The 26,776-nt window shown below is 61.5% G+C and carries 32 protein-coding genes and 1 tRNA gene; 26 read left to right on the plus strand and 7 right to left on the minus strand.

The features are described 5' to 3' along the window. Positions 1-72: 72 nt before the first annotated feature. The 12 genes from hisB to tatC all read left to right on the plus strand — a co-directional run bounded on the left by hisB (position 73) and on the right by tatC (position 7,690). Entirely contained in the window at positions 73-660 is a 588-nt protein-coding gene (gene hisB, locus F759_RS0114175) for an imidazoleglycerol-phosphate dehydratase HisB (protein ID WP_027800426.1), read from the plus strand. Positions 661-709: 49 nt separating this feature from the next. Further along, the gene (locus F759_RS0114180; RefSeq protein WP_027800427.1) at positions 710-1,330 is read left to right on the plus strand and encodes a MarC family protein; all 621 of its coding nucleotides are present in this window, start codon (positions 710-712) and stop codon (positions 1,328-1,330) included. Beyond that, on the plus strand, positions 1,327-1,968 hold the full coding sequence (hisH, locus tag F759_RS0114185) for an imidazole glycerol phosphate synthase subunit HisH (protein WP_027800428.1): 642 nt from the start codon (positions 1,327-1,329) through the stop codon (positions 1,966-1,968). The genes F759_RS0114180 and hisH overlap by 4 nt, the downstream gene beginning before the upstream one ends. Before the next feature lie 214 nt (positions 1,969-2,182). Continuing rightward, entirely contained in the window at positions 2,183-2,935 is a 753-nt protein-coding gene (gene hisA, locus F759_RS0114190; protein ID WP_027800429.1) for a 1-(5-phosphoribosyl)-5-[(5-phosphoribosylamino)methylideneamino]imidazole-4-carboxamide isomerase, read from the plus strand. Between the two features lie 383 nt (positions 2,936-3,318). Next, positions 3,319-4,092 carry an imidazole glycerol phosphate synthase subunit HisF gene (gene hisF, locus F759_RS0114195; RefSeq protein WP_027800430.1) on the plus strand — a complete coding sequence of 258 codons (774 nt, stop codon included), beginning with the start codon at positions 3,319-3,321 and terminating at the stop codon, positions 4,090-4,092. Between the two features lies 1 nt (position 4,093). Continuing rightward, positions 4,094-4,504, plus strand: a complete 411-nt coding sequence (gene hisI, locus F759_RS0114200) for a phosphoribosyl-AMP cyclohydrolase (RefSeq protein WP_027800431.1) — start codon at positions 4,094-4,096, stop codon at positions 4,502-4,504. After that, positions 4,501-4,893, plus strand: a complete 393-nt coding sequence (locus F759_RS0114205) for a phosphoribosyl-ATP diphosphatase (protein WP_027800432.1) — start codon at positions 4,501-4,503, stop codon at positions 4,891-4,893. The genes hisI and F759_RS0114205 overlap by 4 nt, the downstream gene beginning before the upstream one ends. A 109-nt stretch (positions 4,894-5,002) precedes the next feature. Next, the gene (locus tag F759_RS0114210) at positions 5,003-5,398 is read left to right on the plus strand and encodes a DUF4870 family protein (RefSeq protein WP_027800433.1); all 396 of its coding nucleotides are present in this window, start codon (positions 5,003-5,005) and stop codon (positions 5,396-5,398) included. A gap of 86 nt (positions 5,399-5,484) precedes the next feature. Beyond that, a complete protein-coding gene (locus F759_RS0114215) occupies positions 5,485-5,850 on the plus strand; it encodes a histidine triad nucleotide-binding protein (protein WP_027800434.1) in 366 nt (121 codons plus the stop codon). A 228-nt stretch (positions 5,851-6,078) separates the two neighbouring features. Beyond that, complete coding sequence (gene tatA, locus F759_RS0114220; RefSeq protein ID WP_027800435.1) at positions 6,079-6,318, plus strand: Sec-independent protein translocase subunit TatA; 240 nt, start codon at positions 6,079-6,081, stop codon at positions 6,316-6,318. Positions 6,319-6,357: 39 nt separating this feature from the next. After that, positions 6,358-6,876 carry a Sec-independent protein translocase protein TatB gene (gene tatB, locus F759_RS0114225; protein WP_027800436.1) on the plus strand — a complete coding sequence of 173 codons (519 nt, stop codon included), beginning with the start codon at positions 6,358-6,360 and terminating at the stop codon, positions 6,874-6,876. Between the two features lie 34 nt (positions 6,877-6,910). After that, a complete protein-coding gene (tatC, locus tag F759_RS0114230; RefSeq protein ID WP_027800437.1) occupies positions 6,911-7,690 on the plus strand; it encodes a twin-arginine translocase subunit TatC in 780 nt (259 codons plus the stop codon). A 138-nt stretch (positions 7,691-7,828) separates the two neighbouring features. Here tatC and F759_RS0114235 read toward each other — a convergent pair whose 3' ends face one another. Continuing rightward, a complete protein-coding gene (locus F759_RS0114235) occupies positions 7,829-9,043 on the minus strand; it encodes a Do family serine endopeptidase (protein WP_027800438.1) in 1,215 nt (404 codons plus the stop codon). A gap of 19 nt (positions 9,044-9,062) precedes the next feature. Between F759_RS0114235 and F759_RS0114240 the strand changes: the two genes are divergently transcribed. From F759_RS0114240 to F759_RS0114275, 8 genes are all read left to right on the plus strand, one after another. Further along, on the plus strand, positions 9,063-9,809 hold the full coding sequence (locus F759_RS0114240; RefSeq protein WP_027800439.1) for a Nif3-like dinuclear metal center hexameric protein: 747 nt from the start codon (positions 9,063-9,065) through the stop codon (positions 9,807-9,809). 230 nt (positions 9,810-10,039) lie between these two features. Next, complete coding sequence (petA, locus tag F759_RS0114245; RefSeq protein WP_027800440.1) at positions 10,040-10,660, plus strand: ubiquinol-cytochrome c reductase iron-sulfur subunit; 621 nt, start codon at positions 10,040-10,042, stop codon at positions 10,658-10,660. Further along, complete coding sequence (locus tag F759_RS0114250; RefSeq protein WP_027800441.1) at positions 10,660-12,039, plus strand: cytochrome b; 1,380 nt, start codon at positions 10,660-10,662, stop codon at positions 12,037-12,039. The genes petA and F759_RS0114250 overlap by 1 nt, the downstream gene beginning before the upstream one ends. Before the next feature lie 23 nt (positions 12,040-12,062). Beyond that, positions 12,063-12,818 carry a cytochrome c1 gene (locus tag F759_RS0114255; protein ID WP_027800442.1) on the plus strand — a complete coding sequence of 252 codons (756 nt, stop codon included), beginning with the start codon at positions 12,063-12,065 and terminating at the stop codon, positions 12,816-12,818. A 94-nt stretch (positions 12,819-12,912) separates the two neighbouring features. After that, positions 12,913-13,524, plus strand: a complete 612-nt coding sequence (locus F759_RS0114260; protein WP_006052302.1) for a glutathione S-transferase N-terminal domain-containing protein — start codon at positions 12,913-12,915, stop codon at positions 13,522-13,524. Between the two features lie 71 nt (positions 13,525-13,595). After that, positions 13,596-14,117, plus strand: a complete 522-nt coding sequence (locus F759_RS0114265) for a ClpXP protease specificity-enhancing factor (protein WP_027800443.1) — start codon at positions 13,596-13,598, stop codon at positions 14,115-14,117. A 19-nt stretch (positions 14,118-14,136) separates the two neighbouring features. Beyond that, positions 14,137-14,212, plus strand: a tRNA-Thr gene (locus F759_RS0114270). Positions 14,213-14,580: 368 nt separating this feature from the next. Next, positions 14,581-15,708: a methyltransferase gene (locus F759_RS0114275; RefSeq protein ID WP_027800444.1), complete on the plus strand. Its 1,128-nt coding sequence runs from the start codon at positions 14,581-14,583 to the stop codon at positions 15,706-15,708. A 141-nt stretch (positions 15,709-15,849) separates the two neighbouring features. On the opposite strand, the gene F759_RS0114280 is transcribed toward F759_RS0114275, so the two are convergent. Further along, the gene (locus F759_RS0114280; RefSeq protein WP_027800445.1) at positions 15,850-17,145 is read right to left on the minus strand and encodes a TIGR03862 family flavoprotein; all 1,296 of its coding nucleotides are present in this window, start codon (positions 17,143-17,145) and stop codon (positions 15,850-15,852) included. 443 nt (positions 17,146-17,588) lie between these two features. On the opposite strand from F759_RS0114280, the gene F759_RS0114285 reads away from it, so the two are divergent. Next, positions 17,589-17,798, plus strand: coding sequence for a DUF1059 domain-containing protein (locus tag F759_RS0114285; protein ID WP_027800446.1), 210 nt, complete (start codon positions 17,589-17,591; stop codon positions 17,796-17,798). A 118-nt stretch (positions 17,799-17,916) separates the two neighbouring features. Here the strand turns inward: F759_RS0114285 and F759_RS0114290 are convergent, their stop codons facing one another. Continuing rightward, a complete protein-coding gene (locus F759_RS0114290; protein WP_027800447.1) occupies positions 17,917-18,237 on the minus strand; it encodes a type II toxin-antitoxin system HicA family toxin in 321 nt (106 codons plus the stop codon). Between the two features lie 383 nt (positions 18,238-18,620). Here F759_RS0114290 and F759_RS0114295 point away from each other — a divergent pair, with 383 nt between their 5' ends. Further along, positions 18,621-19,463 carry a class I SAM-dependent methyltransferase gene (locus F759_RS0114295; protein ID WP_027800448.1) on the plus strand — a complete coding sequence of 281 codons (843 nt, stop codon included), beginning with the start codon at positions 18,621-18,623 and terminating at the stop codon, positions 19,461-19,463. A gap of 1 nt (position 19,464) precedes the next feature. Here the strand turns inward: F759_RS0114295 and F759_RS0114300 are convergent, their stop codons facing one another. Further along, positions 19,465-20,019 carry a DUF1415 domain-containing protein gene (locus F759_RS0114300; RefSeq protein WP_027800449.1) on the minus strand — a complete coding sequence of 185 codons (555 nt, stop codon included), beginning with the start codon at positions 20,017-20,019 and terminating at the stop codon, positions 19,465-19,467. A gap of 217 nt (positions 20,020-20,236) precedes the next feature. After that, positions 20,237-20,926, minus strand: coding sequence for a TetR/AcrR family transcriptional regulator (locus tag F759_RS0114305; protein ID WP_027800450.1), 690 nt, complete (start codon positions 20,924-20,926; stop codon positions 20,237-20,239). Between the two features lie 154 nt (positions 20,927-21,080). Between F759_RS0114305 and F759_RS0114310 the strand changes: the two genes are divergently transcribed. Both F759_RS0114310 and F759_RS0114315 read left to right on the plus strand, forming a co-directional pair. Next, positions 21,081-22,364, plus strand: a complete 1,284-nt coding sequence (locus F759_RS0114310) for an MFS transporter (protein WP_027800451.1) — start codon at positions 21,081-21,083, stop codon at positions 22,362-22,364. 164 nt (positions 22,365-22,528) lie between these two features. Continuing rightward, positions 22,529-23,122, plus strand: coding sequence for a nitroreductase family protein (locus tag F759_RS0114315; RefSeq protein WP_027800452.1), 594 nt, complete (start codon positions 22,529-22,531; stop codon positions 23,120-23,122). A 69-nt stretch (positions 23,123-23,191) separates the two neighbouring features. On the opposite strand, the gene F759_RS0114320 is transcribed toward F759_RS0114315, so the two are convergent. After that, positions 23,192-24,667, minus strand: coding sequence for an MFS transporter (locus tag F759_RS0114320; RefSeq protein ID WP_027800453.1), 1,476 nt, complete (start codon positions 24,665-24,667; stop codon positions 23,192-23,194). Between F759_RS0114320 and F759_RS42140 the strand changes: the two genes are divergently transcribed. After that, complete coding sequence (locus tag F759_RS42140; protein WP_152530636.1) at positions 24,667-24,903, plus strand: hypothetical protein; 237 nt, start codon at positions 24,667-24,669, stop codon at positions 24,901-24,903. The two genes, F759_RS0114320 and F759_RS42140, sit on opposite strands and share 1 nt — an antisense overlap. Beyond that, entirely contained in the window at positions 24,884-26,134 is a 1,251-nt protein-coding gene (locus F759_RS0114330) for an Hsp70 family protein (RefSeq protein ID WP_027800455.1), read from the plus strand. Before F759_RS42140 ends, F759_RS0114330 begins: the two co-directional genes overlap by 20 nt. 114 nt (positions 26,135-26,248) lie before the next feature. Here the strand turns inward: F759_RS0114330 and F759_RS0114335 are convergent, their stop codons facing one another. After that, positions 26,249-26,452: a cold-shock protein gene (locus tag F759_RS0114335; RefSeq protein ID WP_007180251.1), complete on the minus strand. Its 204-nt coding sequence runs from the start codon at positions 26,450-26,452 to the stop codon at positions 26,249-26,251. Positions 26,453-26,776: the final 324 nt, after the last annotated feature.

Genomic DNA, 26,776 nt, shown 5'->3' on the forward strand with positions numbered 1-26,776 from the left:
CTGCGACACGCAGCGGTTCGCCGTTCCCATCCCACACTACTATCGCTTCACAGCTAGATTCGAGGAATTACCATGCGCCTTGCGGAAGTCGTTCGCAATACCAGCGAAACGCAGATCCGTGTCAAGATCAATCTGGACGGCACCGGTCAGCAGAAGCTGGCCACCGGCGTGCCGTTTCTGGACCACATGCTCGACCAGATCGCGCGGCATGGCCTGTTCGATCTCGACATCGAGGCGCATGGCGACCTGCATATCGACGACCACCACACCGTCGAAGACACTGGCATCACGCTCGGTCAGGCTGTCGCAAAAGCAATCGGCGATCGCAAGGGCATTCGCCGCTATGGCCACTCGTACGTGCCGCTCGACGAAGCGCTGTCGCGCGTCGTGATCGACTTTTCCGGCCGTCCGGGACTCGAATTTCACGTGCCGTTCACGCGCGCGCGCATCGGCACGTTCGACGTCGATCTGTCGATCGAATTTTTCCGCGGCTTCGTGAATCACGCGGGCGTCACGCTGCATGTCGACAACCTGCGCGGCCTGAACGCTCATCATCAAATGGAAACGGTGTTCAAGGCTTTCGGTCGTGCGCTGCGCATGGCTGTGGAGCTGGACGAACGCGCGGCGGGACAGATTCCGTCGACCAAGGGCAGCCTTTAAGCGACGCATTTACCAGGACCGGGACCGCGCGGTGCGCGCCCGGTGTTCAATGGATATTCTGAAGTCGTTTATCTCGCTGCTCGCGCTGATCAATCCGATAGGCGCCATTCCGTTTTTCATGAGCCTGACGGCGAATCAGAGCGACGTCGAGCGGCGCAGAACCATCCGGATCGCGGCGATTTCGGTGTTCTGCGTGATTGCGATAACCGCGATGCTCGGGCAGCAGATCATCAGCTTCTTCGGCATTTCGGTCGGCTCGCTTGAAGTGGGCGGCGGCATCATCATGTTGCTGATGGCAATCAACATGCTGAACGCGCAGATCGGCAACAGCCGCTCGACGCCCGAAGAGCGCCACGAAGCCGAGCAGAAGGACAACATCGCGGTCGTGCCGCTGGCGATTCCGCTGTTGACGGGCCCCGGCGCGATCAGCACAACGATCATCTATGCAGCTGGCTCGCCGCACTGGTACGACCGAATCAGCCTGATCTTGATCGGCGCGGTACTGGCGGCGATCTGTTTTTTTTCGCTGCGTCTTGCCGAACCGATTGCCCGCTGGGTTGGTCGCACGGGTATCAACATCGGCACGCGGCTCATGGGTTTGATGTTATCGGCGCTGGCGGTGGAATTCATCGTCGATGGATTGAAGGCTTTGCTGCCTAACTTGAAATGAAAACTTCGATAGCGATTGTGGATTACGGCATGGGTAACCTGCGCTCGGTGGCGCAGGCATTGCGCAAAGCCGCGCCGGAAGCGGACGTGGCGATCGTCGACCAACCCGAAGCGATCCGCGCGGCTGACCGCGTGGTGCTCCCCGGCCAGGGAGCGATGCCCGATTGCATGCGCAGTCTTGCGGAATCCGGCTTGCAGGAAGCGGTCGTGGAGGCGTCGCGAGCGAAGCCGCTGATGGGCGTATGCGTCGGCGAGCAAATGCTGTTCGACTGGAGCGCGGAGGGCGATACGCCCGGACTCGGACTGTTGCCCGGCAAGGTGCTGCGTTTCGATCTGGAAGGCCAGGTTCAGGACGACGGCTCGCGCTTCAAGGTCCCGCAAATGGGCTGGAACCGTGTGCGTCAGGCGAAGCCGCATCCGCTGTGGGACGGCGTGGCGGACAACGCGTTCTTCTACTTCGTGCACAGCTACTACGTGGTGCCCGACAATGCCGCGCATACTTCCGGCGAAACCGTGTACGGTGTGCCCTTTACCTCGGCGGTGGCGCGGGATAACATCTTCGCGACCCAATTCCACCCGGAAAAGAGCGCCGATGCGGGCCTGCGCGTGTATCGCAACTTCGTGCACTGGAACCCGTGAACGCCTTTTTTCGTGCCGTTGCCGTGCGTCGTTGCGCCACCAGCGCGACGTTCGCCGCGCGCCAGAGCTGCTGCACCGCGACTTCGCGCGGCCCTGCCGCTGCGCAAGGCCGCCGAAAGAGTTGTACTAAACTAGCGAGACGGCGTTCCGGCGGGCTGGTCAACCAGCCGCTGCCGCCGACCTTCAACCCCTTCCCAGACACCACCCGATTGCTATGCTGCTGATCCCCGCCATCGACCTGAAAGACGGTCAGTGTGTACGCCTCAAACAGGGCGATATGGACCAGGCGACGATATTCTCCGAGGAACCGGCGGCGATGGCCCGACATTGGGTCGAGCGCGGCGCGCGCCGTCTGCACCTCGTCGACCTGAATGGCGCGTTCGCCGGCAAGCCGAGGAACGAAGAGGCGATTCGCGCAATCATCGAGGAAGTGGGCGGCGAGATTCCCGTGCAGCTCGGCGGCGGCATCCGCGACCTGAACACAATTGAGCGCTATCTCGACGACGGTCTCGAATACGTGATCATCGGCACGGCGGCGGTGAAGAATCCTGGCTTTCTGCAGGACGCGTGCACGGCGTTCGGCGGCCATATCATCGTCGGTCTGGATGCAAAAGACGGCAAGGTCGCGACCGACGGCTGGAGCAAGCTGACGGGCCACGAAGTCGCCGATCTCGCGCGCAAGTTCGAGGACTACGGCTGCGAGTCGATCATTTACACCGACATTGGACGCGACGGCATGCTTCAGGGCATCAACATCGAAGCGACGGTGCGTCTTGCGCGCGCGGTGAAGATTCCTGTGATTGCAAGCGGCGGGCTGTCGAACCTGACCGACATCGAATCGCTGTGCGAAGTCGAGGGCGAAGGCATCGAAGGCGTGATCTGCGGCCGGGCCATCTACTCGGGCGACCTCGACTTTGCGGCTGCGCAAACCTTGGCGGACCGGCTGCGCGAATCGGACGACGCCTGAACGGTTGCGGCGCTTGTGGCGCTCGTGGCGCGTGAGTGAAACGCGGCGGCGCGATCGGTTTGTTTTCGTGGCGCCAGCAGCTAACGCTCGCAGCGACACGCGCATGCGGCGCAGTTGTAAGCGCGCTATTAGTCCAGCGTAGCGCAGGCGCAACGCAGGTGCACCCCGGGCGTAGTCTGTGGCGCACATCAGGCGTAGTCCGGCGCTCCAGGCCGTCCGAGAGCGCACCTCACGTGTGGATCGAGGTGCACTTCACGAGCAGCCCGAGGCGCACTTCAGGCGCCCCCCCCCCCGGCGCCGCGGCTCGCCTCCCCGGCACACCACCGCTCGCATCGAGTCGAAGCGAGCGGCCTTATCAGCGGTATTGGCGGATTTGCAAGATCATGGCTCTAGCTAAACGCATCATTCCCTGTCTCGACGTCACCGCTGGCCGCGTGGTCAAGGGCGTCAACTTCGTCGAGTTGCGCGACGCGGGCGACCCGGTCGAAATCGCGCGCCGTTACGACGATCAGGGCGCGGACGAACTCACTTTCCTCGATATCACCGCGACTTCGGATCAGCGCGACCTGATCCTGCCGATCATCGAAGCGGTTGCCTCGCAGGTCTTCATTCCGCTGACGGTCGGCGGCGGCGTGCGCGCCGTCGAAGACGTGCGGCGCCTGCTGAACGCGGGCGCGGACAAGATCAGCATGAACTCGTCGGCGGTTGCGAATCCGCAACTCGTGAAGGACGCAACCGACAAGTACGGCTCGCAATGCATCGTCGTCGCAATCGACGTGAAGCGCGTATCCGCAGACGGCGAAGCGCCGCGCTGGGAAGTGTTCACACACGGCGGGCGCAAAGCCACTGGCCTCGAAGCGGTTGAATGGGCGCGCAAGATGGCCGAGCTCGGCGCGGGCGAAATCCTGCTGACGAGCATGGACCGCGACGGTACCAAGAGCGGCTTTGACCTCGCGCTCACGCGCGCGGTGTCGGACGCAGTGCCGATTCCGGTCATCGCCTCGGGCGGCGTCGGCAATCTGCAGCATCTCGCCGACGGCATCAAGAGCGGCCATGCAGACGCCGTGCTCGCCGCGAGCATCTTCCATTATGGCGAGCACACGGTGGGCGAGGCCAAGCGTTTCATGGCCGAGCAAGGCATTTCGGTGAGGTTGTGACGTGGTGAACCCAACGGCAGTCAATTGGCTCGACAAGGTCAAATGGGACGCGAACGGCCTTGTGCCGGTCATCGCGCAGGAAGCGTCGACGAACGACGTGCTGATGTTCGCGTGGATGAACCGCGAAGCACTGGCGAAAACGGTGGAACTGGGGCGCGCCGTGTACTTCTCCCGCTCGCGCCAGCGCCTGTGGTTCAAGGGCGAAGAGTCCGGCCACGTGCAGCATGTGCATGAAGTGCGGCTCGATTGCGACGAAGACGTCGTGCTGCTGAAAGTCGAGCAGGTGTCCGGCATTGCGTGCCACACCGGCCGCCACTCATGCTTTTTCCAGAAATTCGAAGGCACGGCCGAAGATGGCGACTGGATCGCCGCCGATCCCGTGCTGAAAGACCCCGAACATATTTACAAATGACGCAGACCACGCCAGCCACACCTTCCACGCCGTCCACGACCGACACGCTGATGCGTCTTGCGGCGATCATCGACAGCCGCAAGGGTGGCGATCCCGACGTCTCGTACGTCTCGCGTCTGTTCCATAAGGGCGACGACGCGGTGCTCAAAAAGATTGGCGAAGAAGCCACCGAAGTCGTGCTGGCCGCCAAGGACACGCGCCACGGCGGCCCCACGAAGGCGCTGGTGGGCGAGGTCGCGGACCTGTGGTTCCATTGCCTCGTGATGCTGTCGCACTACGATCTCAGCCCGGCCGACGTGCTCGCCGAAATGGAGCGGCGCGAAGGCATGTCCGGTATCGAGGAAAAGGCGCTGCGCAAGAGCCGCGAACGCGAACAGAACGGCGACTGACCCCGCGATTTTTTCGTTAGTGTTTTGCCCGCCCTTCTTGAAGTGGCGAGCGCCGGCGCCCACATTGCACTGAACGCATCGCAAAACGCATCCCCGGGAGGACGCAAGCATGGAACAGTCGCACGAGAGTTATCCGCCGCCAGCGTATCGCCACGCTATCGAGCCGGAGCGGGAACGCAGCCTGCGCACGCTCACGCATGTGCTGTACGCGCTGTACGCGGTCCACTGGCTGACGGGCGGATTGACGATCCTCGTCGCGATCATCATCAACTATGTGAAGCGTGGCGATGTGGCGGGCACGCCATACGAAGCGCATTTCGACTGGCAGATCCGCACGTTCTGGATCGGCCTCCTGGGCTATGCGATAGGCGGGTTGCTGATCTTCGTGGTGATCGGCATCCCGGTGCTGTGGGCTGTGAGCATCTGGATGTTGTACCGTATTATCAAGGGCTGGCTGTATCTGTACGATAACAAGCCGCTCGGGAATCCGCGTGCGTGGTTCTGATTCGTCCGATGTATGACTGCGCCGGAACCGCGCCACGCGGTGTCAAGCCACGCTTTGCGCTTTAGCCACACCGCATCAGGAATACGATGAGTCACGACCCGAACTGCCTCTTCTGCAAGATCGCCGCCGGCGAGATCCCGTCGACCAAAGTCCATGAAGACGAAGAGTTTGTCGCCTTCCGCGACATCCGTCCGGCGGCCGAAACGCATGTGCTGGTTATCCCGCGCAAGCACGTTGCCACTCTCAGCGATTGCACCGAAAGCGATGCGCCGCTGCTTGGTAGAATGCTTGTTTTGACGGCGCGTCTTGCCGATCAGCTGGGCGTGGCATACACCGGTGGCGAAACCGGCTTCCGCACGGTCATCAATACCGGACCGGGCGGCGGGCAAGAGGTCTATCACCTGCACGCGCACATTCTCGCGGGGCCGCGTCCGTGGCAGCGCATGGGCTGACCGCCGCAAACGAGGTGAGCAGCCTGTCGCGCCGGCGTTATTTTTGCCGCGTTGTAATTTCGGCGACGCGATTCGCTGGTCACAATAGCACCGTGTCGTGGGGACTCGGCGGTGAGGGCGGTACAGCCGCCGTAACGTATAGAAGAAGCGCATGCGCTTCGATTCACGCCGCAAGGCAGACGAATTTTTGCCGCATCACGTGCGGCGTCGGGGTTAAGGAGAGTAGTCATGGGTTCGTTGAGTATTTGGCATTGGTTGATCGTGTTGTTGATCGTGGCGCTCGTGTTCGGCACGAAGAAACTGCGCAATATCGGCGGCGATCTGGGTGGCGCTGTGAAGGGTTTCAAGGAAGGCATGAAGGAAAGTGAAACGCCGGCGAGCGACGCGCAGCAGCGTGAACTGCCGCGCAACGGCGCCGTGGATGTGGAAGCAAAGGAAAAGACCCCGCGTTCGGGCGATTACCGCTAAGCCGCGGGCTAACCGCGTTACTGACGGACATTTCTCCCCATGCTGGACCTCGGTCTAACCAAGATGGCGCTGATTGGCGTCGTCGCACTGGTCGTGCTCGGCCCTGAGCGCCTGCCGCGCGTCGCCCGCACGGCCGGCGCGCTGTTTGGCCGTGCGCAGCGGTATATCAACGACGTCAAGGCGGAAGTCACGCGGGAAATCGAACTCGACGAACTGCGTCGCATGAAAACCGAGTTCGAAACGGCGGCGAACAATGTCCAGACGTCCGTGCAGGAAAATCTGCGCAAGCATGAGGCCGAGCTGAACGACGCATGGAATAGCGGCACGTCGGTGTCGCCAAGCATTGCCGGCGGTGCAGTCGAAGACGCCGGCAACACTTCGTGGCAAAGCAGCACGCCCGCGGGGGCACCAAGGCGCAAGAACTGGCGCGTCAAGCAAACCGCAATGCCCACCTGGTACAAGCGCGCAACCACCCGCCGCACGCGCGTGCAGTCGGGTGCAGCACGCGTCGCGCGGCATACGCCTGCCACCATGCGTCGTCCGACGCGGTTTTTCTGATGATCAGAACGACAATCTCTAACCGAGGGCCGGTGTGAGCGACCCCCAGAAAAGCCAGGACGAAGGCACTGAAGAGACCTTCATTTCCCACCTCGTTGAATTGCGCGACCGGATCATCCGCGCGGGCCTAGCCGTCATCGTGGTGTTTGTCGGGCTGGTGTATTGGGCGCCGGATATCTTCCGGCTGCTGGCGCGCCCGCTGATGCAGAACCTGCCGAAAGACGGCAAGATGATCGTCACCGACGTGACCGGTTCGTTTTTCGTGCCGATGAAAGTGACGATGCTGGTCGCTTTCGTGATCGCGCTGCCCATCGTGCTGTATCAGATCTGGGCGTTCGTCGCGCCGGGCCTTTATCAGCATGAAAAGAAGCTCGTCGGGCCGCTGGTCGGCAGCAGCTATACGCTGTTTCTCTGCGGCATGGCCTTCGCGTACTTCGTGGTGTTCCCGACCATCTTCCGCGTCATGGCGCATTACAACGCGCCGTTGGGCGCGGAAATGACCACCGATATCGACAATTACCTGAGCTTCGTGCTCACCATGTTCATCGCGTTCGGCGTGACGTTCGAAGTGCCGATCGTCGTCGTGCTGCTGGTTCGCATGAACGTGGTAACGCTCAAGAAGCTCAAGGAGATTCGACCGTATGTGATCGTCGGCGCGTTCGTCATTTCAGCCGTGGTCACGCCGCCAGACGTGTTCTCGCAGCTCATTCTCGCCATTCCGCTGATCGTGCTATACGAGGCGGGCATCGTCGCTGCGCGGTTGATTGTCGGCAAGCAACCGGCCGTTGTTGAAGACGCGAGTCCGCCGGCTTGATTTGAGCGCGCCGCGACGCTTGCGGGGCGGTCAGTGCGGAGTGCGGCCAAACAAAAAGGGCAGTCCGTCACGGACTGCCCTTTTTGCGTTCTGCGTTTCCCCTCACGGTTAAGCGTGCGCGAGGTTACCGCTCGCCCGTTAACCGCCGTCGTCGTCCTGCTGATCGCTGTCGTCGACTGGCTGTTTCGGCGGCGGCGGGCGCTTGCCGATGATCACGTCGAGATCGAACTCGCGGTTCTTGCGCACCAGGTGCACCTTCGCGGCCGTGCCCGGCTTGATTTGCGCGATGACGTTCAGCAAGCGCGTGGTGTCGGTGATTTCCTGGCCGTTCACACTCACCAGAATGTCGCCCGGCTTGATGCCCGCGCGGTCGGCCGGACCGTTCTTCAGCACGCCCGCGACGATCGCGCCCGACTTCTGATCGAGCCCGAACGACTCGGCAATCTCCGGCGTGACGTCTTGCGGCTCGACGCCGATCCAGCCGCGCGTGACCGAACCGGTGGTGATGATGCTCTCGAGCACGCTGCGCGCAGTCGAGACCGGAATCGCGAAGCCGATGCCGAGCGAACCGCCCGAGCGCGAGTAAATGGCGGTGTTGATGCCGAGCAGATTGCCGTTCACGTCGACGAGCGCGCCGCCCGAGTTGCCGGGATTGATCGCCGCGTCGGTCTGAATGAAGTTTTCGAACGTATTGATGCCGAGATGGTTGCGCCCGAGCGCGCTGACGATGCCCATTGTCACCGTCTGTCCGACGCCGAACGGATTGCCGATGGCGAGCACGACGTCGCCCACCCGGGTCTGTTCCATGCGGCCAAGCGTGATGGTGGGCAGGTTCGTCATGTTGACCTTGAGCACGGCCAGATCCGTTTCGGGATCGATGCCAATCACCTTGGCATTCGTGGTGCGGCCGTCGGCCAACGCGATTTCGATCTGATCGGCGCCGTCGACCACGTGCTGGTTCGTTAGAATGTACCCTTCTGAACTCACTATCACGCCGGAGCCCAGGTTCGCTGCCGGTTGCTCCCGTTGCTTGCGATTGTTCTTGTCGCCGAAGAAGTAGCGGAACAGCGGATCTTTCGCGCGCGGATCCGGCGGCAGTGAGCCATCTTTGCTGGAAAACACATTGACGACCGCGGGCATGGCCTTTTGAGCGGCGTCGGCATAAGACGCCGTTGCCGGCCCGCTGCCGATGCCAGGCGCCACTTCTCGAAGGGCGACGATTGGTTCGGCAAGCTGCTTGCCGAATTGCCCTTGACGCTGGAGCCACTGCGGTTTGAGGGTCGCGATGATGAACATCAGCGCCAACAGCACAGTCACCGCTTGGGCAAAGAACAGCCAAAAGCGTCTAAGCATCTGAAGACTAGAGGTTTATATGGATCGGATCGAACTTGAATTGTACTTGAACAATCTCCTCGAAACCGCGCGCTTCAAGGACTATTGCCCCAACGGTCTGCAAGTGGAAGGGCGCCGCAAAATCAGCAAACTCGCAACCGGCGTGACGGCCTCGGTGGCGTTTCTCGAAGCGGCGCTCGATTGGGGCGCGGACGCCGTGCTGGTTCATCACGGCTACTTCTGGCGCAACGAGGCGCCGCAGATCACCGGCCGCAAATACGCTCGTCTGAAGCTGCTGCTCGGCAACGACCTTAACCTGTTCGCCTATCACCTGCCGCTCGACGACCATCCCGAGTTCGGCAACAACGCGCAGATCGGCGCGAAGATGGGCTGGATCAGCGACGCGCGCTTCGGCGAAAACGACCTCGGCTGGCTCGCCACTTTCGCGATGCCGATCACGCTCGCGCACTTCACCGCAGAAATCGAGCAGACGCTCGGCCGCGCGCCGCTGGTGTTCGGCGACCCGGATCGCAGTCTGCGCCGCGTAGCCTGGTGCACGGGCGCCGCGCAAGGCATGTTCGACGCAGCAATCAACGCCGGCGCCGACGTCTATCTGACCGGCGAGGTGTCGGAGTCGGTGATGCACACGTCGGCGGAAAGCGGCGTCGCGTTTCTCGCGGCCGGCCATCATGCAACGGAGCGCTTCGGCGTGCAGGCGGTGGGCAAGCACCTGTCCGAGCAATTCGATATTGAGCACCTCTTTATCGACATCCCCAATCCCGTTTGAATCGCGGGATTATCAAATGCGCATTAGCTAAGAAAAAGGCACGAATAACGGAGGGGGCACTTAAAAGAAGCTGCGAAAAAGTTTGCGATAAGTACGGAGAAACCCTGAGTTATCAAGGGCTTCGCACGGTTTTTGGCAATCGGGCCTTGTAAATGGCGACTCCATTCGAGCAAACTAGCGGCGGTAGAAGCGACGTGAAGGAAAAATCCAACTCAGAAGTGGGGCGTGTGATGCGAGACAAGGAAGATGAACGCGTCGACGGCAGCCGCCGTACCTGGCTGATAGCGACGACCGTAGCAGGTGGCATTGGAGGCGTTGCCACTGTCGTACCCTTTGTTAGTTCGTTTGCACCATCTGAAAAGGCCAAGGCAGCAGGTGCCCCGGTCGAAGTGGACATCAGCAACTTGAAGCCCGGCGACATGATGACCGTTGCATGGCGCGGTAAGCCGGTCTGGATCATCAACCGCACGGACAAAATGCTCGCCGATGTCCAGAAAGCCGATAACGAAGTAGCCGATCCCCACAGCAAGAACGTTTTTTCGATGCCGTTGCCGGAATACTGCAACAACGAATTCCGTTCGCGCACCGACCGCAAGAACATATTTGTCGCCGTTGCCGTGTGCACCCATCTAGGCTGCACGCCGACGCCGCGCTTCATGGAGGGCGCGCAGCCCAATCTTCCGGACGACTGGCCTGGCGGCTTTCTGTGCCCCTGCCACGGTTCGACCTATGACATGGCCGGCCGCGTCTTCAAGAACAAACCTGCGCCGCAGAACCTCGACATCCCGCCTTATATGTTCACGTCGGCCAACGGGCTCGTGATCGGCAAGGACGAGAAAGGAGAAGCGTAATGGCGATCGAACACGAAGTAGAGACGACCGGGCTGGTCGGCTGGATCGACCGGCGTTTTCCCCTCACGTCCACTTGGAAAAAGCACGTTTCCGAGTATTACGCGCCGAAGAACTTCAATTTCTGGTACTTCTTCGGTTCGCTCGCGCTGCTGGTGCTGGTCAATCAGATTGTCACCGGCATCTTCCTCACGATGAACTACAAGCCCGACGCGACGCTTGCGTTCGCGTCGGTCGAGTACATCATGCGCGAAGTGCCGTGGGGCTGGCTGATCCGTTATATGCATTCGACGGGCGCGTCGATGTTCTTCGTCGTCGTGTACTTGCACATGTTCCGCGGGTTGATGTACGGCTCGTACCGCAAGCCGCGCGAACTCGTGTGGATTTTCGGCTGCGCGATCTTTCTGTGCCTGATGGCCGAGGCGTTTTTCGGCTACCTGCTGCCGTGGGGCCAGATGTCGTTCTGGGGCGCGCAGGTGATCGTGAACCTGTTCTCGGCGATTCCGTTTATCGGACCCGACCTGTCGCTGTGGATTCGCGGCGATTACGTGGTGTCGGACGTCACGTTGAACCGCTTTTTCGCGTTTCACGTGATCGCGATTCCGCTCGTGCTGCTCGGACTTGTCGTGGCGCACCTCGTGGCGCTGCATGAAGTCGGTTCGAACAATCCGGACGGCATCGAGATCAAGGCGAAGAAGGACCCGGACGGCATTCCGCTGGACGGCATCCCGTTCCACCCGTACTACTCGGTGCACGACTTCTTTGGCGTGTCGGTCTTCCTGATGATCTTCGCGGCGATAATTTTCTTCGCGCCGGAAATGGGCGGCTACTTCCTCGAGGCCAACAACTTCGTTCCGGCGAATCCGCTGCAAACGCCGCAGGAAATCGCGCCCGTGTGGTACTTCACGGCCTTTTACGCGATGCTGCGTGCCACGACCGATCCGTTCAAGATCGTGTTGATGGTCGTGATCGCGTTGCTCGGTCTGCTTGCGCTGGTGCGCGCGCGCGGCAAGTGGAAGTTCGGCTTGCCGGTGCTCGCGGTGCTGGTGATTCTGGCGATGGCGTTCACCGAATCCAAGTTCTGGGGCGTGGTGGTGATGGGCGGCGCGGTGATTTCGCTCTTTTTTCTGCCGTGGCTTGACCGCTCGCCGGTGAAGTCGATCCGTTACCGGCCGTTCTTCCACAAGGTGTTTTACGGGATCTTCGTGCTCGCTTTCCTGACGTTGGGCTTCCTCGGCACTAAACCGCCGTCGCCGGCCGCTACGTTGATTGCGCAGGTGTGCGCGTTGATCTACTTCGCGTTTTTCCTCGGCATGCCGTTCTGGACGAGGCTTGGCACGTTCAAGCAGCCGCCCGAGCGGGTGCGGTTCAAGTCCCACTAATGGCGAGCGAGGAGAACACGAAGATGAAGAAACTGCTTTCGACGTGCGCGCTGATCGGCGCGACACTGCTCGCCGTGCTGAGCGGCCCGGCGTTCGCGGACGAGAATGTTCATCTCGACCGCGCGCCGGATAACGCGGACAATTTCGCTTCTTTGCAGCACGGTGCGCAATTGTTTGTAAACTACTGCCTGAATTGCCACAGTGCGAACCTCGTGCGCTACAACCGGCTGACCGATCTCGGCATTACGCCGAACGAAATTCAGTCGAACCTGCTCTTCACCACCGACAAGGTCGGCAACACGATGACCGTGGCGATGCGCCCGGATGACGCGAAAGCGTGGTTCGGCGCGAGTCCGCCGGATTTATCGGTGGAGGCGCGGGCGCGCGGCAAGGACTGGCTTTACACGTATTTGCGCAGCTTTTACCGCGACAATACGCGGCCGACCGGCTGGAACAATCTGGTGTATGAGAACGTGAGCATGCCTCACGTGCTGTGGCAGCTTCAGGGGCAACGTACCGCGAAGTTCGGTGACGAAGTCGACGAAAGAACGGGCGAAACGGTGCACAAATTTGTGGGCTTCCAGCAGGTCACTCCGGGGACGATGTCGCCGGTAGATTATGATTCTGCTGTGGCCGACCTTGTGTCGTATCTGTCCTGGATGTCCGAGCCGACTCAGAAAACCCGCAAGCAGCTTGGCGTGTGGGTGCTGATGTTCCTCGGCATTCTGAGCTTTTTCGCCTGGCGACTGAACGCCGCGTACTGGAAACATATCAAATAATCACGCCGCTACACGGCGTGGGGCCGGCGCCAGGAAAAACCTGTGAACGGTTTTTCCGCGCGCTGGCCCTTCAGCTTTTTGAGGAAACGTAAACATGATGGTTCTGTATTCCGGCACAACTTGCCCGTTCTCCCAGCGTTGCCGGCTGGTGTTGTTCGAAAAGGGCATGGACTTCGAGATCCGCGACGTCGACCTGTTTAACAAGCCGGAAGACATCGCCGTGATGAATCCGTATGGTCAGGTGCCGATTCTCGTCGAACGGGACCTGATTCTTTACGAATCGAACATCATCAACGAGTACATCGACGAGCGCTTCCCGCACCCGCAGCTGATGCCGGCCGATCCGGTTCAGCGCGCGCGCGCTCGCCTGTTCCTGCTGAACTTCGAGAAGGAGCTGTTCGTTCACGTCGGCACGCTCGAGAACGAGAAGGGCAAGGCCGCCGAGAAGAATCACGAGAAGGCGCGCCTCGCGATCCGCGACCGCCTGACGCAACTCGCGCCGATCTTCCTGAAGAACAAGTACATGCTCGGCGAGGAGTTCTCGATGCTCGACGTCGCGATCGCGCCGCTCCTGTGGCGTCTGGATCATTACGGCATCGAGTTGTCGAAGAATGCGGCGCCGCTGATGAAGTACGCCGAGCGCATTTTTAGCCGTCCGGCTTATATCGAGGCGCTGACGCCTTCGGAAAAGGTGATGCGTCGTTGATTTGGCTTTTGGGTTGCGGGCGCCCGCGTGGCTTGACGCGCGTGCGCCCGTGGCCGGTAAGAGGACCGCTGATGCAAGAGATTTCCACGAAGCCATACCTGTTGCGGGCGCTGTACGAGTGGTGCACGGATAACGGCTACACGCCGCACATTGCAGTGCGCGTCGACAACCAGACGCGCGTGCCGCGGCAATTCGTGCGCGACAACGAGATCGTGTTGAACATTAGCTTCGAGGCCACGAGCCAGCTGCAAATGGGCAACGAGTGGGTCGAATTCAGCGCGCGTTTCTCCGGCAAGTCGCACAAGATCGAGGTGCCGGTCGCCAACATCCTGGCGATCTACGCGCGCGAAAACGGGCAGGGCATGGCGTTTCCGGTCGAGTCGGCGGGCGGTGAAGCGCAGGATTCGGGCGCGGACGCTGAAACGACCGAGCCGGCCGCCGCGCCGGTTACGCCGAGTGCGCCGCGGGCGGTCGAGAGCCGCTCGGCGGCCGATGACGACGCCGCTAAAACCGACCGCGCGCCGGAGGGCGACCAGCCCGACGACGACGGTTCGAAAGGTGGCGGTAGGGCTCGCCTCAAGATCGTAAAATGAAGTAGAATCACGGCCTCATGCCGGCTTAGCTCATCAGGTAGAGCGCTTGACTTGTAATCATGAGGTGGCGGGTTCGAGTCCTGCAGCCGGCACCAGTAGTACGAAACGGGGTTTCTGTTCAGTCAGGAACCCCGTTTTTTATTGGGCCGTTATCCGGTGGTTATGGACCCGGGTACTTGGCCGCAATCGTGGCCCATCACCGCTTGTCGCCGTTTGGTGAGCGGTTTCCAGGGCTCAGATTCGCCATATCTCTTTCACCTTGTCGTTTTTGGACGAAACTGTCTATCTTCGTTGTCAATTCGATGGTTAATAGCGTGCCGCAGCCCGAGGCGGCAGAGGTTACTATTCGGGCGTCGGCCCGCATTGCGATCCGCTCACGCATACCGGTGCAACATCCGCGCGTAACGCCCTCCAACGAAGCCACGTCTTACCGCGTCGCTCCCGCAACACGACCCACCTCATCATGACTAGCCCCGCAAGCATCACCTGGCCCGAAGCCGACGGCCCCCGCACCGCGCGTTGGCGCTCCGAAGCGGCGGTGCCGCCGCCCAAACGGGTGATCGTCGCCGATGACCGGACCTCCGCCGACTCCGCCTACCGGCTTGCGTGCGAAGGCACCGCGCTTCTGTGGAACGGCGACTTCCAGAACGCGCGGCAGCTGTTGCAGGCGGTCACGCGACGGCTGGAACGCAAACCGCGCAAGCAAGGCGCAACGCCGCTCGAGGCGTTCAACCTGCACCGGCAGACGCAGTCGCAACGTGCGCGTACGCTGGGCATGATTCTGATTCCGCTCGACCCCGCTTACGTGATTCCGTTGCGCCGCGCGCCGGAGGTGCAGCAGGCGTGCATCGAAACTTATGGTCACCCGACGGACGAAGCGTCGGTCGTGTCGCTGCGCGAACTGCTCGGGCTGATAGGCGCGCACGAGTGGCGGAAGAAGGGCGTCGAAATTCCCGCGCTCGGCGAGCGGATTCATCCGTATTACGGGGTTTTTTCGCCCGTGCGCGGTGAATACGTCGATCTCGTCGCGCGGACGCCGCTGCCTTCGTTGAATAAAGCGTTCGACATCGGCACCGGCACCGGCGTGCTGTCGGCGCTGCTCGCGAAGCGCGGCGTGAAGAAAATCGTCGCCACGGACCAGGACCCGCGTGCGCTTTCTTGTGCGCGGGAGAACATTGTGCGTCTCGGGTACGAGCAGCAAGTCGACGTCGTGAAAGCGGACCTGTTTCCCGACGGACGCGCGCCGCTGGTGGTGTGCAACCCGCCGTGGGTGCCGGCGCGGCCGGCTTCGCCGATCGAGTATGCCGTGTACGATCCGGAAAGCCGCATGCTGCTCGGTTTTCTCAATGGTTTGGCGGAGCATTTGTCGCCCGGCGGCGAAGGCTGGCTCATTCTGTCGGATTTCGCCGAGCACCTCGGTTTGCGCAGGCGCGAGTGGTTGCTTGCGGCCATCGACAATGCCGGGCTGACGGTGATGGGGCGCGAGGATATTCGTCCGAGGCACCCCAAATCGACCGACGAAGCCGATCCGCTGCACGCGGCGCGGGCCGCGGAAGTTACATCGCTGTGGCGACTGAAGGTGCGGTCTTGATGCGGGCTGAATACGGCGCAGAGGCTCTGCGGGGCAGTGGCTCAGTGGGTCGGCGGCCCAACGGCTTATCGGGACAACGGCTCAACGACCCCACGACCCACGGACCCAACGCCCCGTCCGTTTAGCGACATCGTCCCCGCTTCACCGCAACGCGGCGCGCGCCCGCACAAACGCCGCCGCGCCGCGCCCGGCCACCAGACCGCTCGCAAAACATGCAGTCAGCAGATAACCCCCCGTCGGCGCTTCCCAATCGAGCATTTCTCCCGCACAAAAGACGCCAGGCAAGCGCTCGATCATCAAATCCCGATCAAGCGCTTCGAACGGAATGCCCCCGGCGCTACTGATCGCTTCTGCAATTGGGCGTGCGCGAACGAGCCGTACCGGTAGCGCCTTGATAGCGTGCGCAAGGCGCGCGGCATCGGCGAAAACGTCCTTCGGCAGAATCTCGTGCAGTAAGGCCAGTTTCACGCCGTTGATCCCGACTCTTCCGTGCAGATGGCTCGATATCGACCGTGAGCCGCGCGGCCTCGTCACCTCCGCTATCACTCGCTCAAGAGCCAGGCCCGGAGCCAGATCCAGCGTGATCGTGAGTTCGCCGTCAGCGAGGATTCGCTCGCGAATCGCCGCCGACAACGCATAAATCAAACTGCCCTCGAGGCCCGTTTCGGTCAAAAGTATTTCACCTTGTCGATTGTGGACTTTTCCGTCTACATCGGCAAGTGAAATGGCCACGGACTTCACCGGCTGACCGGCGAAACGCTCGCGCAGATAAGGGCTCCAGTCCGCGTCGAAGCCGCAGTTCGCCGGTTGCAGCGGGCGCACAGGCACCTTGCGCGACGCGATCAAGGGCACCCAGGCCGCGTCCGATCCGAGGCGCGGCCAACTCGCGCCGCCGAGTGCCAATACGACCGCGTCGTAGGTCTCCGCCTGTTCACCGTCCGGCGTCGCGAACGAAAGCGAGTGCGCGGCATTGGGCGTCGCAAGCGCATTAGCGGCAGTCTCGGGGTCAACTTGCCAGCCGATCCATTTATGCCGCATGTGAAAGCGCACGCCTCCTTCCCTCAACCGATGCAGCCACGCACGCAACATTGGGGCGGCTTTCATGTCGGTGGGAAAAACGCGTCCCGAACTGCCGACGAAAGTCTCGACACCGAGCCCTCGCAGCCAGGCGCGCAACGCGTCTGGTCCGAAGGTTTGCAGCAGGGGCGCAATCCATTCGCGGCGCGCGCCGTAGCGATCGAGAAACGGTTGGAGCGGTTCGGAATGCGTGATGTTCATGCCGCCTTTGCCGGCCATCAGGAACTTGCGGCCGACGGAGGGCATCGCGTCATGGACGTCGACCTGCACGCCTTGCAGAGAAAGCGCCTCGGCCGCCATCAGACCGGCGGGGCCTCCGCCGATGACAGCGACGCGGGCAGAATCGAACGAAGATGACATGCGGACCTGAGCGAAAGAGGCGGCGCGCCGCCAGCACCGACGGCCGGACAGCGCGAAGGGGCGCTAACAACGACCACAGGGCGCTACGAAGGCATCAGGAGCCAACGCAACGCGCAGCAACCCGCCGGAATGCGCCACGAAGCGCGCTATTTTCACACACCGCACACAGCGTGGAGCAAAACGCGCCCACCGCTAAACGGGCGTGAGAACGCTGGATTCCGGCGCCCTCGCTCCCTCACTCGTACGGCCCACAACTTTCTTATTCAGCATGGCGAACTATAATTTCTGCACACCTTCCATTCGGCGCATTCGCGTCATTCCCTACGTCATACGAGTAATCGCGTTGTCCACCTCGCCGCATGTCGTGGCATCGGCAGTGGCGGGTTCGGGTTCGCGCGTTACGCCTGCGTGGAAGCCTTAACATATCGATGACGGAGACTGCCATGACGCGCAAATACATCGACTGCCGCGAATTCCCGAGCGAAATGAATTGCACCGTTGCGCTCTCGGCAGACAACGACGACGAACTGCTAGACGCGGCCGTGCAGCATGCCGTCAGCGTGCACAAACACGACGATTCGCCGGAACTACGTTCGCAATTGAGGACGCTCTTCCACGAAGGCACGCCGCCGGTCGAAGCGCCGCGTGCCTGATTAGAGCCGGTCGGGATGAAGAGCCGCCGCGCTGACTCGCGGGGGAGGCGAGCGGCGGCGGGCCACTCGCGCGAGTCGCGGCGTGGGTTCGATGTTGTCTGCGATGTCTCGCCGGACCTTAGCTCGGGTAAGCCTCGTCCACCTTGAGGCCAGCAAGCTTGAAGATGACCCGCAGCGTTTGCGGTTTGATATCGCGCCGCGAAGCCAGCGTCGTCATCACGAAGTCGAGCACTTTGGCGTACTTGAGCAGCGTCAGGCATGTCTCCATGTCGGCGCTCCCGTCCCGCATGACTTCCGCAAGACGAAGCATTTCGGTTGAGATGTCGCGCGCCATTTCCAGTTCCAGTTGCTGCTTTTCGGACCAGGCCGGCATGGCGGTGAGCTTCGCCATCATTTCCTGGAACTTCTGTTCGACGTTTCCGTTGGGTACCGTATCCATTGCTGCCTCTTCTATTGTCCGGGCGCGCATCCAGTTGAGATCGCGTGGCGCTGCCGGTTACGTAACGTTCGGCTCGTGTTACCGAGCCGCCCTCCCCACATGCATCCGGTCCGTGTGTCGTGATCACGGCCGGTAGCCTATTGTTATCGGCATCACCGCGTAAGCCCCGGAAACCCGACCGCGCGAAGCGGTTCTGTGCCGCTCGGGAAACGTCCCGCGTCGTGCCGTTAGGAGCAGGAAGTGTTCCAGGAATGTTGCACTTCCGGCAGTTTTTGCGCGGCTCTTCGGTGAGCGGGCCGTCGTTTGGGTAAACTGGCAGCAACTTTTTCTTTTTTCCGTCACCTGACGCACGTTCGCGTTGCAATCACTGGCGGTTCCCCACGATGTCCAGTAAAACCCACGAAATTCGCCCGAACCAGTCCATCGAACTGCTGAAGGAGCTTCATATCCTGACGCGCGACGGCAAGATGAACCAGGACAGCCGCCGCAAGCTGAAGCAGGTCTATCACCTGTTCCAGTTCATCGAGCCCTTGCTCAAGGACTTGAAGGACGAGCAGGGCGCCGTAACGCTCGTCGACCACGGCGCGGGCAAGTCATATCTAGGTTTTATCCTGTATGACCTGTTCTTCAAGCAGTTTCAGGATGCCGCAGGTGGGGCGTCGCACATTTACGGCATTGAAACGCGCGAGGAGCTCGTCGCGAGGTCGGAGGAACTGGCGGCACGGCTGGGCTTCAAGGGCATGTCGTTCCTAAATGTGTCCGTAGCGGAATCCATTACGTCGGACCGCTTGCCCGCCCGAATCGATATCGTCACCGCGCTGCATGCCTGCAATACCGCAACGGACGACGCGATTCGCTTTGCCCTCGAAAAGAAGGCGAAGTACATCGTGGTCGTGCCATGTTGTCAGGCTGAAGTGGCGGGTGTTTTACGCCAGAACAAAAGCAAATCGCTCGCCAATGCGTTGACGGAAATCTGGCGGCATCCATTGCATACGCGCGAATTCGGCAGCCAGATTACCAATGTGCTGCGTTGCCTCCAATTGGAGGCACACGGCTATCAGGTGAGCGTAACTGAACTTGTGGGCTGGGAGCACTCGATGAAAAACGAGCTGATCATCGCGCAGTTCAAGGACCTTCCGCGACGGCGGCCGGCCGAGCGGCTTGACGAGGTGATGCAAACGCTTGGCATCGAGGAACTGAAAGAGAGGTTTTTCGTTTCCGAATAAATCAGGACTTCATCAATTTATTCCAGCCGGCGAGCCCGATTCGCCGAAGCGTTTCCTGATTCCGCTCGTAAATCTCTTCGGCGTCGGGAAATGCCTGAACCGCCCGCTCAATACTATCTTCTCTGAGTAAATGAAAAATCGGATAGGGCGCGCGATTTGTGTAATTCTCGATATCGTCCGGTTCAGTGCCTTCGAACTGATAAAAAGGATGAAAGCTCGCAATCTGGATAATGCCGGTGAGGCGAAGTTGCTCGAGCATTCTTTCGGCGAAGAACAGTGCGTCGTTATATTGCAGAAATTCGCCTAGCGTCTGCGGCAGAATCAATAGTGTGGTGTCCAACGCGGTCGGGTCTGCGGCGGCGAGCGTCTTGAGCTCGATTTCGAGGTCGGCCAGCGCGCCTTCCAGGTCGGTCGCATCGCTAACCGCATAGCGGATTTGCCCCTTTACGTGGACGGCTTTTGCGAACGGACACAGGTTAAGCCCGATCACGGCTTCAGTCAGCCAGTGACGAGTGGTGGCAACGACAGCGTCGTGCGATTCGGAGGTCAACGGCATGGCAGGCAGCGATAAGGGCAAAAAGCCATTTTAACGGCGCCTGCAGTGGCCAGCCCGCGGTTCCCTCAAACGAAGCCGCAAAAAACGAAGCCGCAAAAGAAGCCGCAAAAACGAAGCTGTAACGCCAAGCGTGCGAAACGCAAGCCGCAGCGGCACCCGGAGAGCGGAGTTGAGAATCGAAGCCGTACAGGCAAGCGAGGAACCACGCCCCCAACGGCTAGCGCGCCGCCTTCCCGCCGCATGCCGCAGCAATAAGCAGTGCGGCGGCCTTCGGCGCGGCGAGCACCGGGCCGGATCCTGCGCGGTAAGTCTGGCTCGCTGCGTACACGCCTTCAATCAGCAAAGCCAGCGCGTTCGCAAGCGTCTCAGGATCGTCGGCGCCCGCGGTGCTCGCCAGTTCGGTTAGGCGCGCGAGCAGGCGTTCCTTGTTGCGGAACACGAACTGCCGCGCGGGATGGGCGCTATCGGAGAACTCCACCGCGACGTTCACGAACGGGCAGCCGCGATAATCTTTGAGTGACGCTCGCACGGCGAGATCATCGAAGTATTGCTGCAACTGCTTGGCCGGCTGTCCGGCGTGTTTCGCGAAGCTCTTTTCGACATAGCCGAAAAATTGAGCGTCTTTGCGCTCCAGGTACGCCATCACCAGATCGTCTTTCGACGAGAACTGGCGGTACAGGCTCATCTTGTTGACGCCGGCGCGCTCGACGACAGCGTCCACTCCGACTGCCCGCACGCCCTCGCGGTAGAACAGTTCGTCGGCCGCGCTCAGCAGGTGCTGTTGCGCTTCAGGCCCAGAAGTCTTGCTGCTTCGCGCGCGCCGCGACGTTGGCGAGGAAGCAGCCGAAGAAGCTGGCGAAGACCCCGCCGCCGAGGCGCCGCGCTTGGAGATTTCGCTTTCAGACATAGACCGCTCCTGAATTCAATTGACGCCTTGACATGTTACCGACCGGTAACTAACATCGCAACACCAATTGTGACCGATCTGTCACAAGTCCTTTACCGAAACAGTAATAGTGCGAACGGCGGAGCGGGTCAAAGCCGCGTTGATAGGAGAGCCGATGAACTGGGCAGCAAAACTGATAGGCAGGCGTTTCCACTACGGCTGGTTGACGGTCGCCGTGGTGTTTCTGGTGTTGCTTGCGGCGGCCGGCACGCGTGCCACGCCGAGCGTGATGATGGTGCCGCTCGAGCATCAGTTCGGCTGGAGCCGCGCGACAATCTCGCTCGCGATTTCGGTGAATATCGCGCTATACGGGCTGATGGGGCCCTTTGCGGCGGCGGCGATGCAGCGCTTCGGCGTGCGCCCCACGCTGCTGATCGCGCTCGGCACTATGGCGGCGGGCGTGGCCTTGTCATCGCTCATGACGCATCCGTGGCAGATGATCCTGATCTGGGGCGTGATGGTCGGCGGTTCCACGGGGGTGGCGGCGCTGTCCTTGTCGGCGACCGTGGTAACGCGCTGGTTCACCACGCATCGCGGGCTCGTCATGGGGATTCTGACCGCGAGTTCCGCGACTGGCCAACTCGTATTTCTGCCGATGCTCGCGGCCATCGTCGAGCATTACGGCTGGCGCCAGGTGGTGTGGGTCGTCGCGGCAGCCGCGGCGATCGTGCTGCCGCTGGTCGCGTTTCTGCTGCCGGAGCGCCCGTCGGACGTGAAGCTGCGTCCTTACGGCGAACCGCACGACGCGCCCGCGGCGGCCACGGCCACCAGGCAGAATCCGCTCGCGATTGCGTTCGGCACACTCGCGATGGCGAGCAAGACGCGCGATTTCTGGCTGCTGTTCTTCAGCTTCTTCATTTGCGGCGCCAGCACGAACGGTTATGTTGGCACGCACCTGATCGCAATGTGCGGCGATTACGGCATGTCGGAAGTGCAGGGTGCGTCGCTGCTTGCGGCGATGGGCATCTTCGATCTGTTCGGCACGACGCTCTCCGGCTGGCTGTCCGACCGCTTCAATAGCCGCGTGCTGCTGTTCTGGTATTACGGGCTGCGCGGCTTGTCGCTGATGTATCTGCCGCACGCTTTCGGCATCGACTTTTTCGGGTTGCCGCTCTTCGCCGTGTTCTACGGCCTGGACTGGATCGCCACTGTGCCGCCAACCGTGCGTCTCGCGACGGACGTCTACGGCAAGGAGGCGGCTCCCGTAGTGTTCGGTTGGGTGGTGGCCGGGCATCAACTCGGCGCGGCGTTTGCGGCGCTCGGTGCGGGCATGCTGCGCGCGAGCCTCGGCACGTACACGGTGGCGTCGATGATTTCCGGTGGTCTGTGCCTCGTGGCTGCCGTCATTGTTTTGCGGATCAATCGGCCCGCCAAGGCGCCGCAGCCACAGGCGGTCTGACGCGGCGCGGGAAAGACGCGGACCCGCGCCGCAGCGCGCCCGCGTCTTTCCACGCTACGGAAAAACTAACTGCGCGCCTCATGCAGCGCGCGCGCCGAACCCCGGTTATGCTATGTGGCCTCGGGCAGCCGCCCGCGATCATGAATTTCTACTGAGAGAAGCGCATGACCAACAAACCCGCCCCTACCGCAGTTGCCATTCACGAGCTGATTGCCGGTCGCTGGAGCCCGCGCGCGTATTCGAGCGAGCCGGTGAGCCGCGAGAACCTGCACGCTGTGCTCGAAGCGGCACGCTGGGCGCCTTCCTCGTATAACGCACAACCCTGGCGATTTCTCGTATTCGACCGCAGCGTCGACGAAGTCGCGTTCAAGCAGGCATTCGCCACCCTCGTGCCGTTTAACCAGGGCTGGAACGGGCCGGCGCCCGTGCTGATCGCTGTCACCACGCTGACGCGCACGACCAAGGGCGAAGTCAACCGCTGCGCTCAGTACGACGCCGGCGCGGCCGCAATGGCGCTCGTATTGCAAGCGCATGCGCTCGGCCTCGCCGCGCATCAGATGAGCGGCTTCGACCCGAACGCGTTCCGCACGGCTTTCGATCTGCCGAACGACGTCGAACCGATCGCCATAATTTCGCTCGGCCATTACGGCGACGTCGACAAGCTCGACCCCGTTTTGCGCGAACGTGAGAAGTCGGTGCGCCAGCGTCTGCCGCTTGCGGAAATCGCCTACGGCGGCGCCTGGAAGAAGCCGTTCTGAACGGGGTTCCTCCGCTTCATAGGTCTCAGAAAACGCGCGGCACACACCGCGCTTTTTTTATGGGTGCGTCTACGGCGCGTCGTCGGCGACGCTGGAGAGCGGCGTCGCAACATGTTCGAGAGATTTGCGCTCGGCATCCACGCCCCAGATCGCTGCTATCACGGCGGCCGCGAGCATCAGCGCGGAACCGACCAGGTAGCCGGAGAATACTTCGCTGCGTTGATGCGTGTCGATCAGCCGCCCGAAGAAAGCTGGCCCGGCGATTCCGCCGAGCGCCGTGCCGAACGCATAAAACACGGCGATCGCGAGCGCGCGGATTTCAAGCGGAAACGATTCGCTGACCGTCAGATAAGCCGAACTGGCCGCGGCGGATGCGAAGAAGAAAATCACCATCCACGCGACGGTCTGCGTGACGACCGTCAGCATGTGCTGCTCGAAAAGGTAGCCGCTTACCGTCAGTAAAATCGCCGATACGCCATAGGTCGACGCAATCATCTTGCGCCGCCCGATCACATCGAAAAGCCGGCCGAGCGCGAGCGGTCCGAGAAAATTGCCGAGCGCGAAAGGCAGCAGATACCAGCCTATGTGGTCGCCCGGCACGCCGTAGAAATCGGTTAGCACGAGCGCGTAAGTGAAAAAGATCGCGTTGTAGAAGAACGCCTGCGCGGTCATTAGCGACAGGCCGACCAGCGCTCGTCGCCGATGCACATTGAAGAGCGTGTGAAACACCTCGCGCAGCGGTGTGTGTCCGCGCGCGCGCAGACGCAGGCGCATGAGCCCGTCCGTGGAAAGCGTGTGGCCTTCGCTGCGAAAGCGCGTTTCGATTCCTTCGACGATCGCACGTGCGTCGCGCTCGTTGCCGTGGGTGAGAAGCCAACGCGGGCTTTCGGGCACCCAGATGCGCATCGGCAGCACGATCAGCGCGAGCGCCGCGCCGATGAAAAAGCACGCGCGCCAGCCCCAGTCGCCCGGCAACAGATGCGGATCCAGCAAGATCAGCGAACCCGCCGCACCCAGCCCTGCCCCGACCCAGAACGTGCCGTTGATCGCAAGATCGACCCAGCCGCGCACGCGAGGCGGCGTGAACTCCTGAATCGTCGAGTTGATCGCGGTGTATTCGCCGCCAATGCCCGCGCCCGTCAGAAAACGGAACAGCAGGAAACTGGCCAGATTCCACGAAACGGCGGTCGCGGCGGTCGCGGCAAGATAGAGCGCAAGCGTGATGAAAAAAAGTTTGCGACGGCCCAGCCGGTCCGTAAGCCAGCCGAAGCCGAGCGCGCCAAGCACCGCGCCGGCGATGTAAGCGCTGCCGGCGAGGCCGACTTCGGCGTTGGTGAAATGCAGCGACGGGCTCGACTTCAACGCGCTCGCAACCGCCCCGGCGAGCGTCACTTCGAGTCCGTCGAGCAGCCATGTCACGCCTAGCGCGACGACGATCAGCGTGTGAAAGCGCCCCCACGGCAGGCGGTCGAGCCGCGACGGCAAATCCGTTTCGATGGTCCCGGCGGTTCTTCGCTCGACGTCGGCGGCAGGCGGCGCGCTCATTGCTGAAGGTCTCCTTGAATGTGGAATTTGGCGGCCTTATCTGGGCTGCATGCTCTGACGACGTGAACAGCCGGGAGAAGCAATTTGTGTTCCGCGAGCATGCGCCGCAATTGCACGTCGCGGCTTTCTATTGGCAAGTTGATGCTGATCCGGCTTTCGTGATACAAAGCCGCTCCCCCTTCCTGTCCGCGCCAGCCGTGAGCGGCGATTCCTGCCATGAACTATTGCGCGATTGACTTCGGTACTTCCAACTCGGCCGTAGCCGTTCCAGACGGCGCGGCGCTCAAGCTCGCGCCGGTCGAAGGCGCCTACACGACGCTGCCCACCTCGGTTTTCTTCAATACCGACGAAGACACCCGCGAATTTGGGCGTGCGGCGCTCGCGGCGTACATCGACGGCTTCGACGGCCGGCTGATGCGCTCGATGAAAAGCATCCTGGGCTCGCCGCTTGCCGAGAATTCGACCGATCTCGGCGACGGCTCCGCGATCAAGTACACGGACGTGATCGCAATTTTCCTGGACCACCTGAAGCGTTCCGCCGAAAAAAGCGCCGGGGCGGCGATCGATCGCGCGGTGCTGGGCCGCCCGGTATTCTTCGTCGACGACGACCCGCGTGCCGACCAGATGGCGCAAAAGCAGTTGGAAACGGCGGCGCGCGCGGTAGGTTTGCGTGACATTCACTTCCAGTATGAGCCGATCGCAGCGGCATTCGACTATGAATCGCGTCTCACGCGAGAAGGGCTTGTGCTCGTGGCCGACATCGGCGGCGGTACGTCGGACTTTTCGCTCGTGCGCGTCGGACCCGAGCGAATGAACCAGGTGGAACGCAAGGACGACGTGCTGGCACACCACGGCGTGCACGTCGCGGGAACCGACTTCGACCGCCGCGTGGAACTGACGACAATTCTGCGCGAACTCGGGTATCAATCGCTCGATCCGGAAGGCCGCGAGATTCCGAATCGCGTCTATTTCGATCTCGCAACGTGGCATCTGATCAACACGGTTTATGCGCCGAAGCGCGTCAGCGAACTCGGTCTGATGCGGCACCTTTTCACCGACGTCAAGTATCACGACCGTCTGATGCGTGTGGTGGAGCGGCGCCTCGGGCATGCGCTCGCCGCGCACGCGGAAGAAGCGAAAATCGGCGTCGCGGCGGGCGGCGAGACCGTGATCGACCTTGATGAAGTCGAAGACGATCTGCGCCTCGCGTTCGATGAGGCCCAGCTTATTGAAGCCGGTCAGGAAGAAACGCGGCGCATCGTAGCGGCCGCGCGCGACACGGTTCAGGCCGCGGGTGTTTCGATTCGCGACATGAGCGCGATTTACTTCACGGGCGGCTCGACTGGTCTCGCGTTTCTATCCGGCGCATTGGCGGCGGCATTTCCAGATGCAGAAGCGGTATTCGGCGATCGTCTTGCGAGTGTCGCAACGGGACTCGGTATTCACGCGCGGCGCGTGTTCGCATAACCACCAACTACTCCCCGCATACTGCGAAGATAATCGCCGCAGTGAGTAGCGACGGATATAAAAAAACCCCGCCGAGGCGGGGTTTTTCGCGTCCAGAAGGAAGCAGCGTAGCGCTTACACCGGCTTGATGTTAGCAGCTTGCTTGCCCTTCGGGCCCGTCTTCACTTCAAACGTAACCTTTTGGTTTTCTTGCAGCGTCTTGAAGCCTTCCGTGCGGATTTCCGAGAAATGCGCGAACAGATCTTCGCCGCCGCCGTCCGGCGTGATGAAGCCAAAGCCCTTTGCGTCATTGAACCACTTGACGGTACCGGTTTCCATATTACTTGTTCCTAAAGATGGTAAATAAGGCCGAAGCCCAATGGGTGCATGAAAATCAAGGAAGGGGGTAATGGGACCAACCGGAGTACCGTTGATGGGCGAACTACGAAAGACCAATTCACTCGCCGCTTGAAATCCTGCCCGAACGTTATACGGCGATTTCGAGAGAAGGTCAACACTCGGTCGGCAACTTTACAAAAATTTCGCGATAGCGCCCCAAAAAAGTTGCTTACAAAGCTTGCTATGTAGCCGGATTTTTTGCTAGGGAGAACCCTTACTTGCGCTGCAGGCGACGGGTGCAACCGTTAAACTACGCGCCCGCGC

Source organism: Paraburkholderia dilworthii (assembly GCF_000472525.1).
Classification (GTDB): Bacteria; Pseudomonadota; Gammaproteobacteria; order Burkholderiales; family Burkholderiaceae; genus Paraburkholderia; species Paraburkholderia dilworthii.

Excerpts from the sequence above, each read along its gene's own strand:
- hisB (WP_027800426.1), top strand. The coding sequence starts at position 73 with ATGCGCCTTGCGGAAGTCGTTCGCAATACCAGCGAAACGCAGATCCGT.
- F759_RS0114180 (WP_027800427.1), top strand. The coding sequence starts at position 710 with ATGGATATTCTGAAGTCGTTTATCTCGCTGCTCGCGCTGATCAATCCG.
- hisH (WP_027800428.1), top strand. The coding sequence starts at position 1,327 with ATGAAAACTTCGATAGCGATTGTGGATTACGGCATGGGTAACCTGCGC.
- hisA (WP_027800429.1), top strand. The coding sequence starts at position 2,183 with ATGCTGCTGATCCCCGCCATCGACCTGAAAGACGGTCAGTGTGTACGC.
- hisF (WP_027800430.1), top strand. The coding sequence starts at position 3,319 with ATGGCTCTAGCTAAACGCATCATTCCCTGTCTCGACGTCACCGCTGGC.
- F759_RS0114205 (WP_027800432.1), top strand. The coding sequence starts at position 4,501 with ATGACGCAGACCACGCCAGCCACACCTTCCACGCCGTCCACGACCGAC.
- F759_RS0114210 (WP_027800433.1), top strand. The coding sequence starts at position 5,003 with ATGGAACAGTCGCACGAGAGTTATCCGCCGCCAGCGTATCGCCACGCT.
- F759_RS0114215 (WP_027800434.1), top strand. The coding sequence starts at position 5,485 with ATGAGTCACGACCCGAACTGCCTCTTCTGCAAGATCGCCGCCGGCGAG.
- tatA (WP_027800435.1), top strand. The coding sequence starts at position 6,079 with ATGGGTTCGTTGAGTATTTGGCATTGGTTGATCGTGTTGTTGATCGTG.
- tatB (WP_027800436.1), top strand. The coding sequence starts at position 6,358 with ATGCTGGACCTCGGTCTAACCAAGATGGCGCTGATTGGCGTCGTCGCA.
- F759_RS0114235 (WP_027800438.1), bottom strand. The coding sequence starts at position 9,043 with ATGCTTAGACGCTTTTGGCTGTTCTTTGCCCAAGCGGTGACTGTGCTG.
- F759_RS0114240 (WP_027800439.1), top strand. The coding sequence starts at position 9,063 with ATGGATCGGATCGAACTTGAATTGTACTTGAACAATCTCCTCGAAACC.
- petA (WP_027800440.1), top strand. The coding sequence starts at position 10,040 with ATGCGAGACAAGGAAGATGAACGCGTCGACGGCAGCCGCCGTACCTGG.
- F759_RS0114250 (WP_027800441.1), top strand. The coding sequence starts at position 10,660 with ATGGCGATCGAACACGAAGTAGAGACGACCGGGCTGGTCGGCTGGATC.
- F759_RS0114255 (WP_027800442.1), top strand. The coding sequence starts at position 12,063 with ATGAAGAAACTGCTTTCGACGTGCGCGCTGATCGGCGCGACACTGCTC.
- F759_RS0114260 (WP_006052302.1), top strand. The coding sequence starts at position 12,913 with ATGATGGTTCTGTATTCCGGCACAACTTGCCCGTTCTCCCAGCGTTGC.
- F759_RS0114265 (WP_027800443.1), top strand. The coding sequence starts at position 13,596 with ATGCAAGAGATTTCCACGAAGCCATACCTGTTGCGGGCGCTGTACGAG.
- F759_RS0114275 (WP_027800444.1), top strand. The coding sequence starts at position 14,581 with ATGACTAGCCCCGCAAGCATCACCTGGCCCGAAGCCGACGGCCCCCGC.
- F759_RS0114280 (WP_027800445.1), bottom strand. The coding sequence starts at position 17,145 with ATGTCATCTTCGTTCGATTCTGCCCGCGTCGCTGTCATCGGCGGAGGC.
- F759_RS0114285 (WP_027800446.1), top strand. The coding sequence starts at position 17,589 with ATGACGCGCAAATACATCGACTGCCGCGAATTCCCGAGCGAAATGAAT.
- F759_RS0114290 (WP_027800447.1), bottom strand. The coding sequence starts at position 18,237 with ATGGATACGGTACCCAACGGAAACGTCGAACAGAAGTTCCAGGAAATG.
- F759_RS0114295 (WP_027800448.1), top strand. The coding sequence starts at position 18,621 with ATGTCCAGTAAAACCCACGAAATTCGCCCGAACCAGTCCATCGAACTG.
- F759_RS0114300 (WP_027800449.1), bottom strand. The coding sequence starts at position 20,019 with ATGCCGTTGACCTCCGAATCGCACGACGCTGTCGTTGCCACCACTCGT.
- F759_RS0114305 (WP_027800450.1), bottom strand. The coding sequence starts at position 20,926 with ATGTCTGAAAGCGAAATCTCCAAGCGCGGCGCCTCGGCGGCGGGGTCT.
- F759_RS0114310 (WP_027800451.1), top strand. The coding sequence starts at position 21,081 with ATGAACTGGGCAGCAAAACTGATAGGCAGGCGTTTCCACTACGGCTGG.
- F759_RS0114315 (WP_027800452.1), top strand. The coding sequence starts at position 22,529 with ATGACCAACAAACCCGCCCCTACCGCAGTTGCCATTCACGAGCTGATT.
- F759_RS0114320 (WP_027800453.1), bottom strand. The coding sequence starts at position 24,667 with ATGAGCGCGCCGCCTGCCGCCGACGTCGAGCGAAGAACCGCCGGGACC.
- F759_RS0114330 (WP_027800455.1), top strand. The coding sequence starts at position 24,884 with ATGAACTATTGCGCGATTGACTTCGGTACTTCCAACTCGGCCGTAGCC.
- F759_RS0114335 (WP_007180251.1), bottom strand. The coding sequence starts at position 26,452 with ATGGAAACCGGTACCGTCAAGTGGTTCAATGACGCAAAGGGCTTTGGC.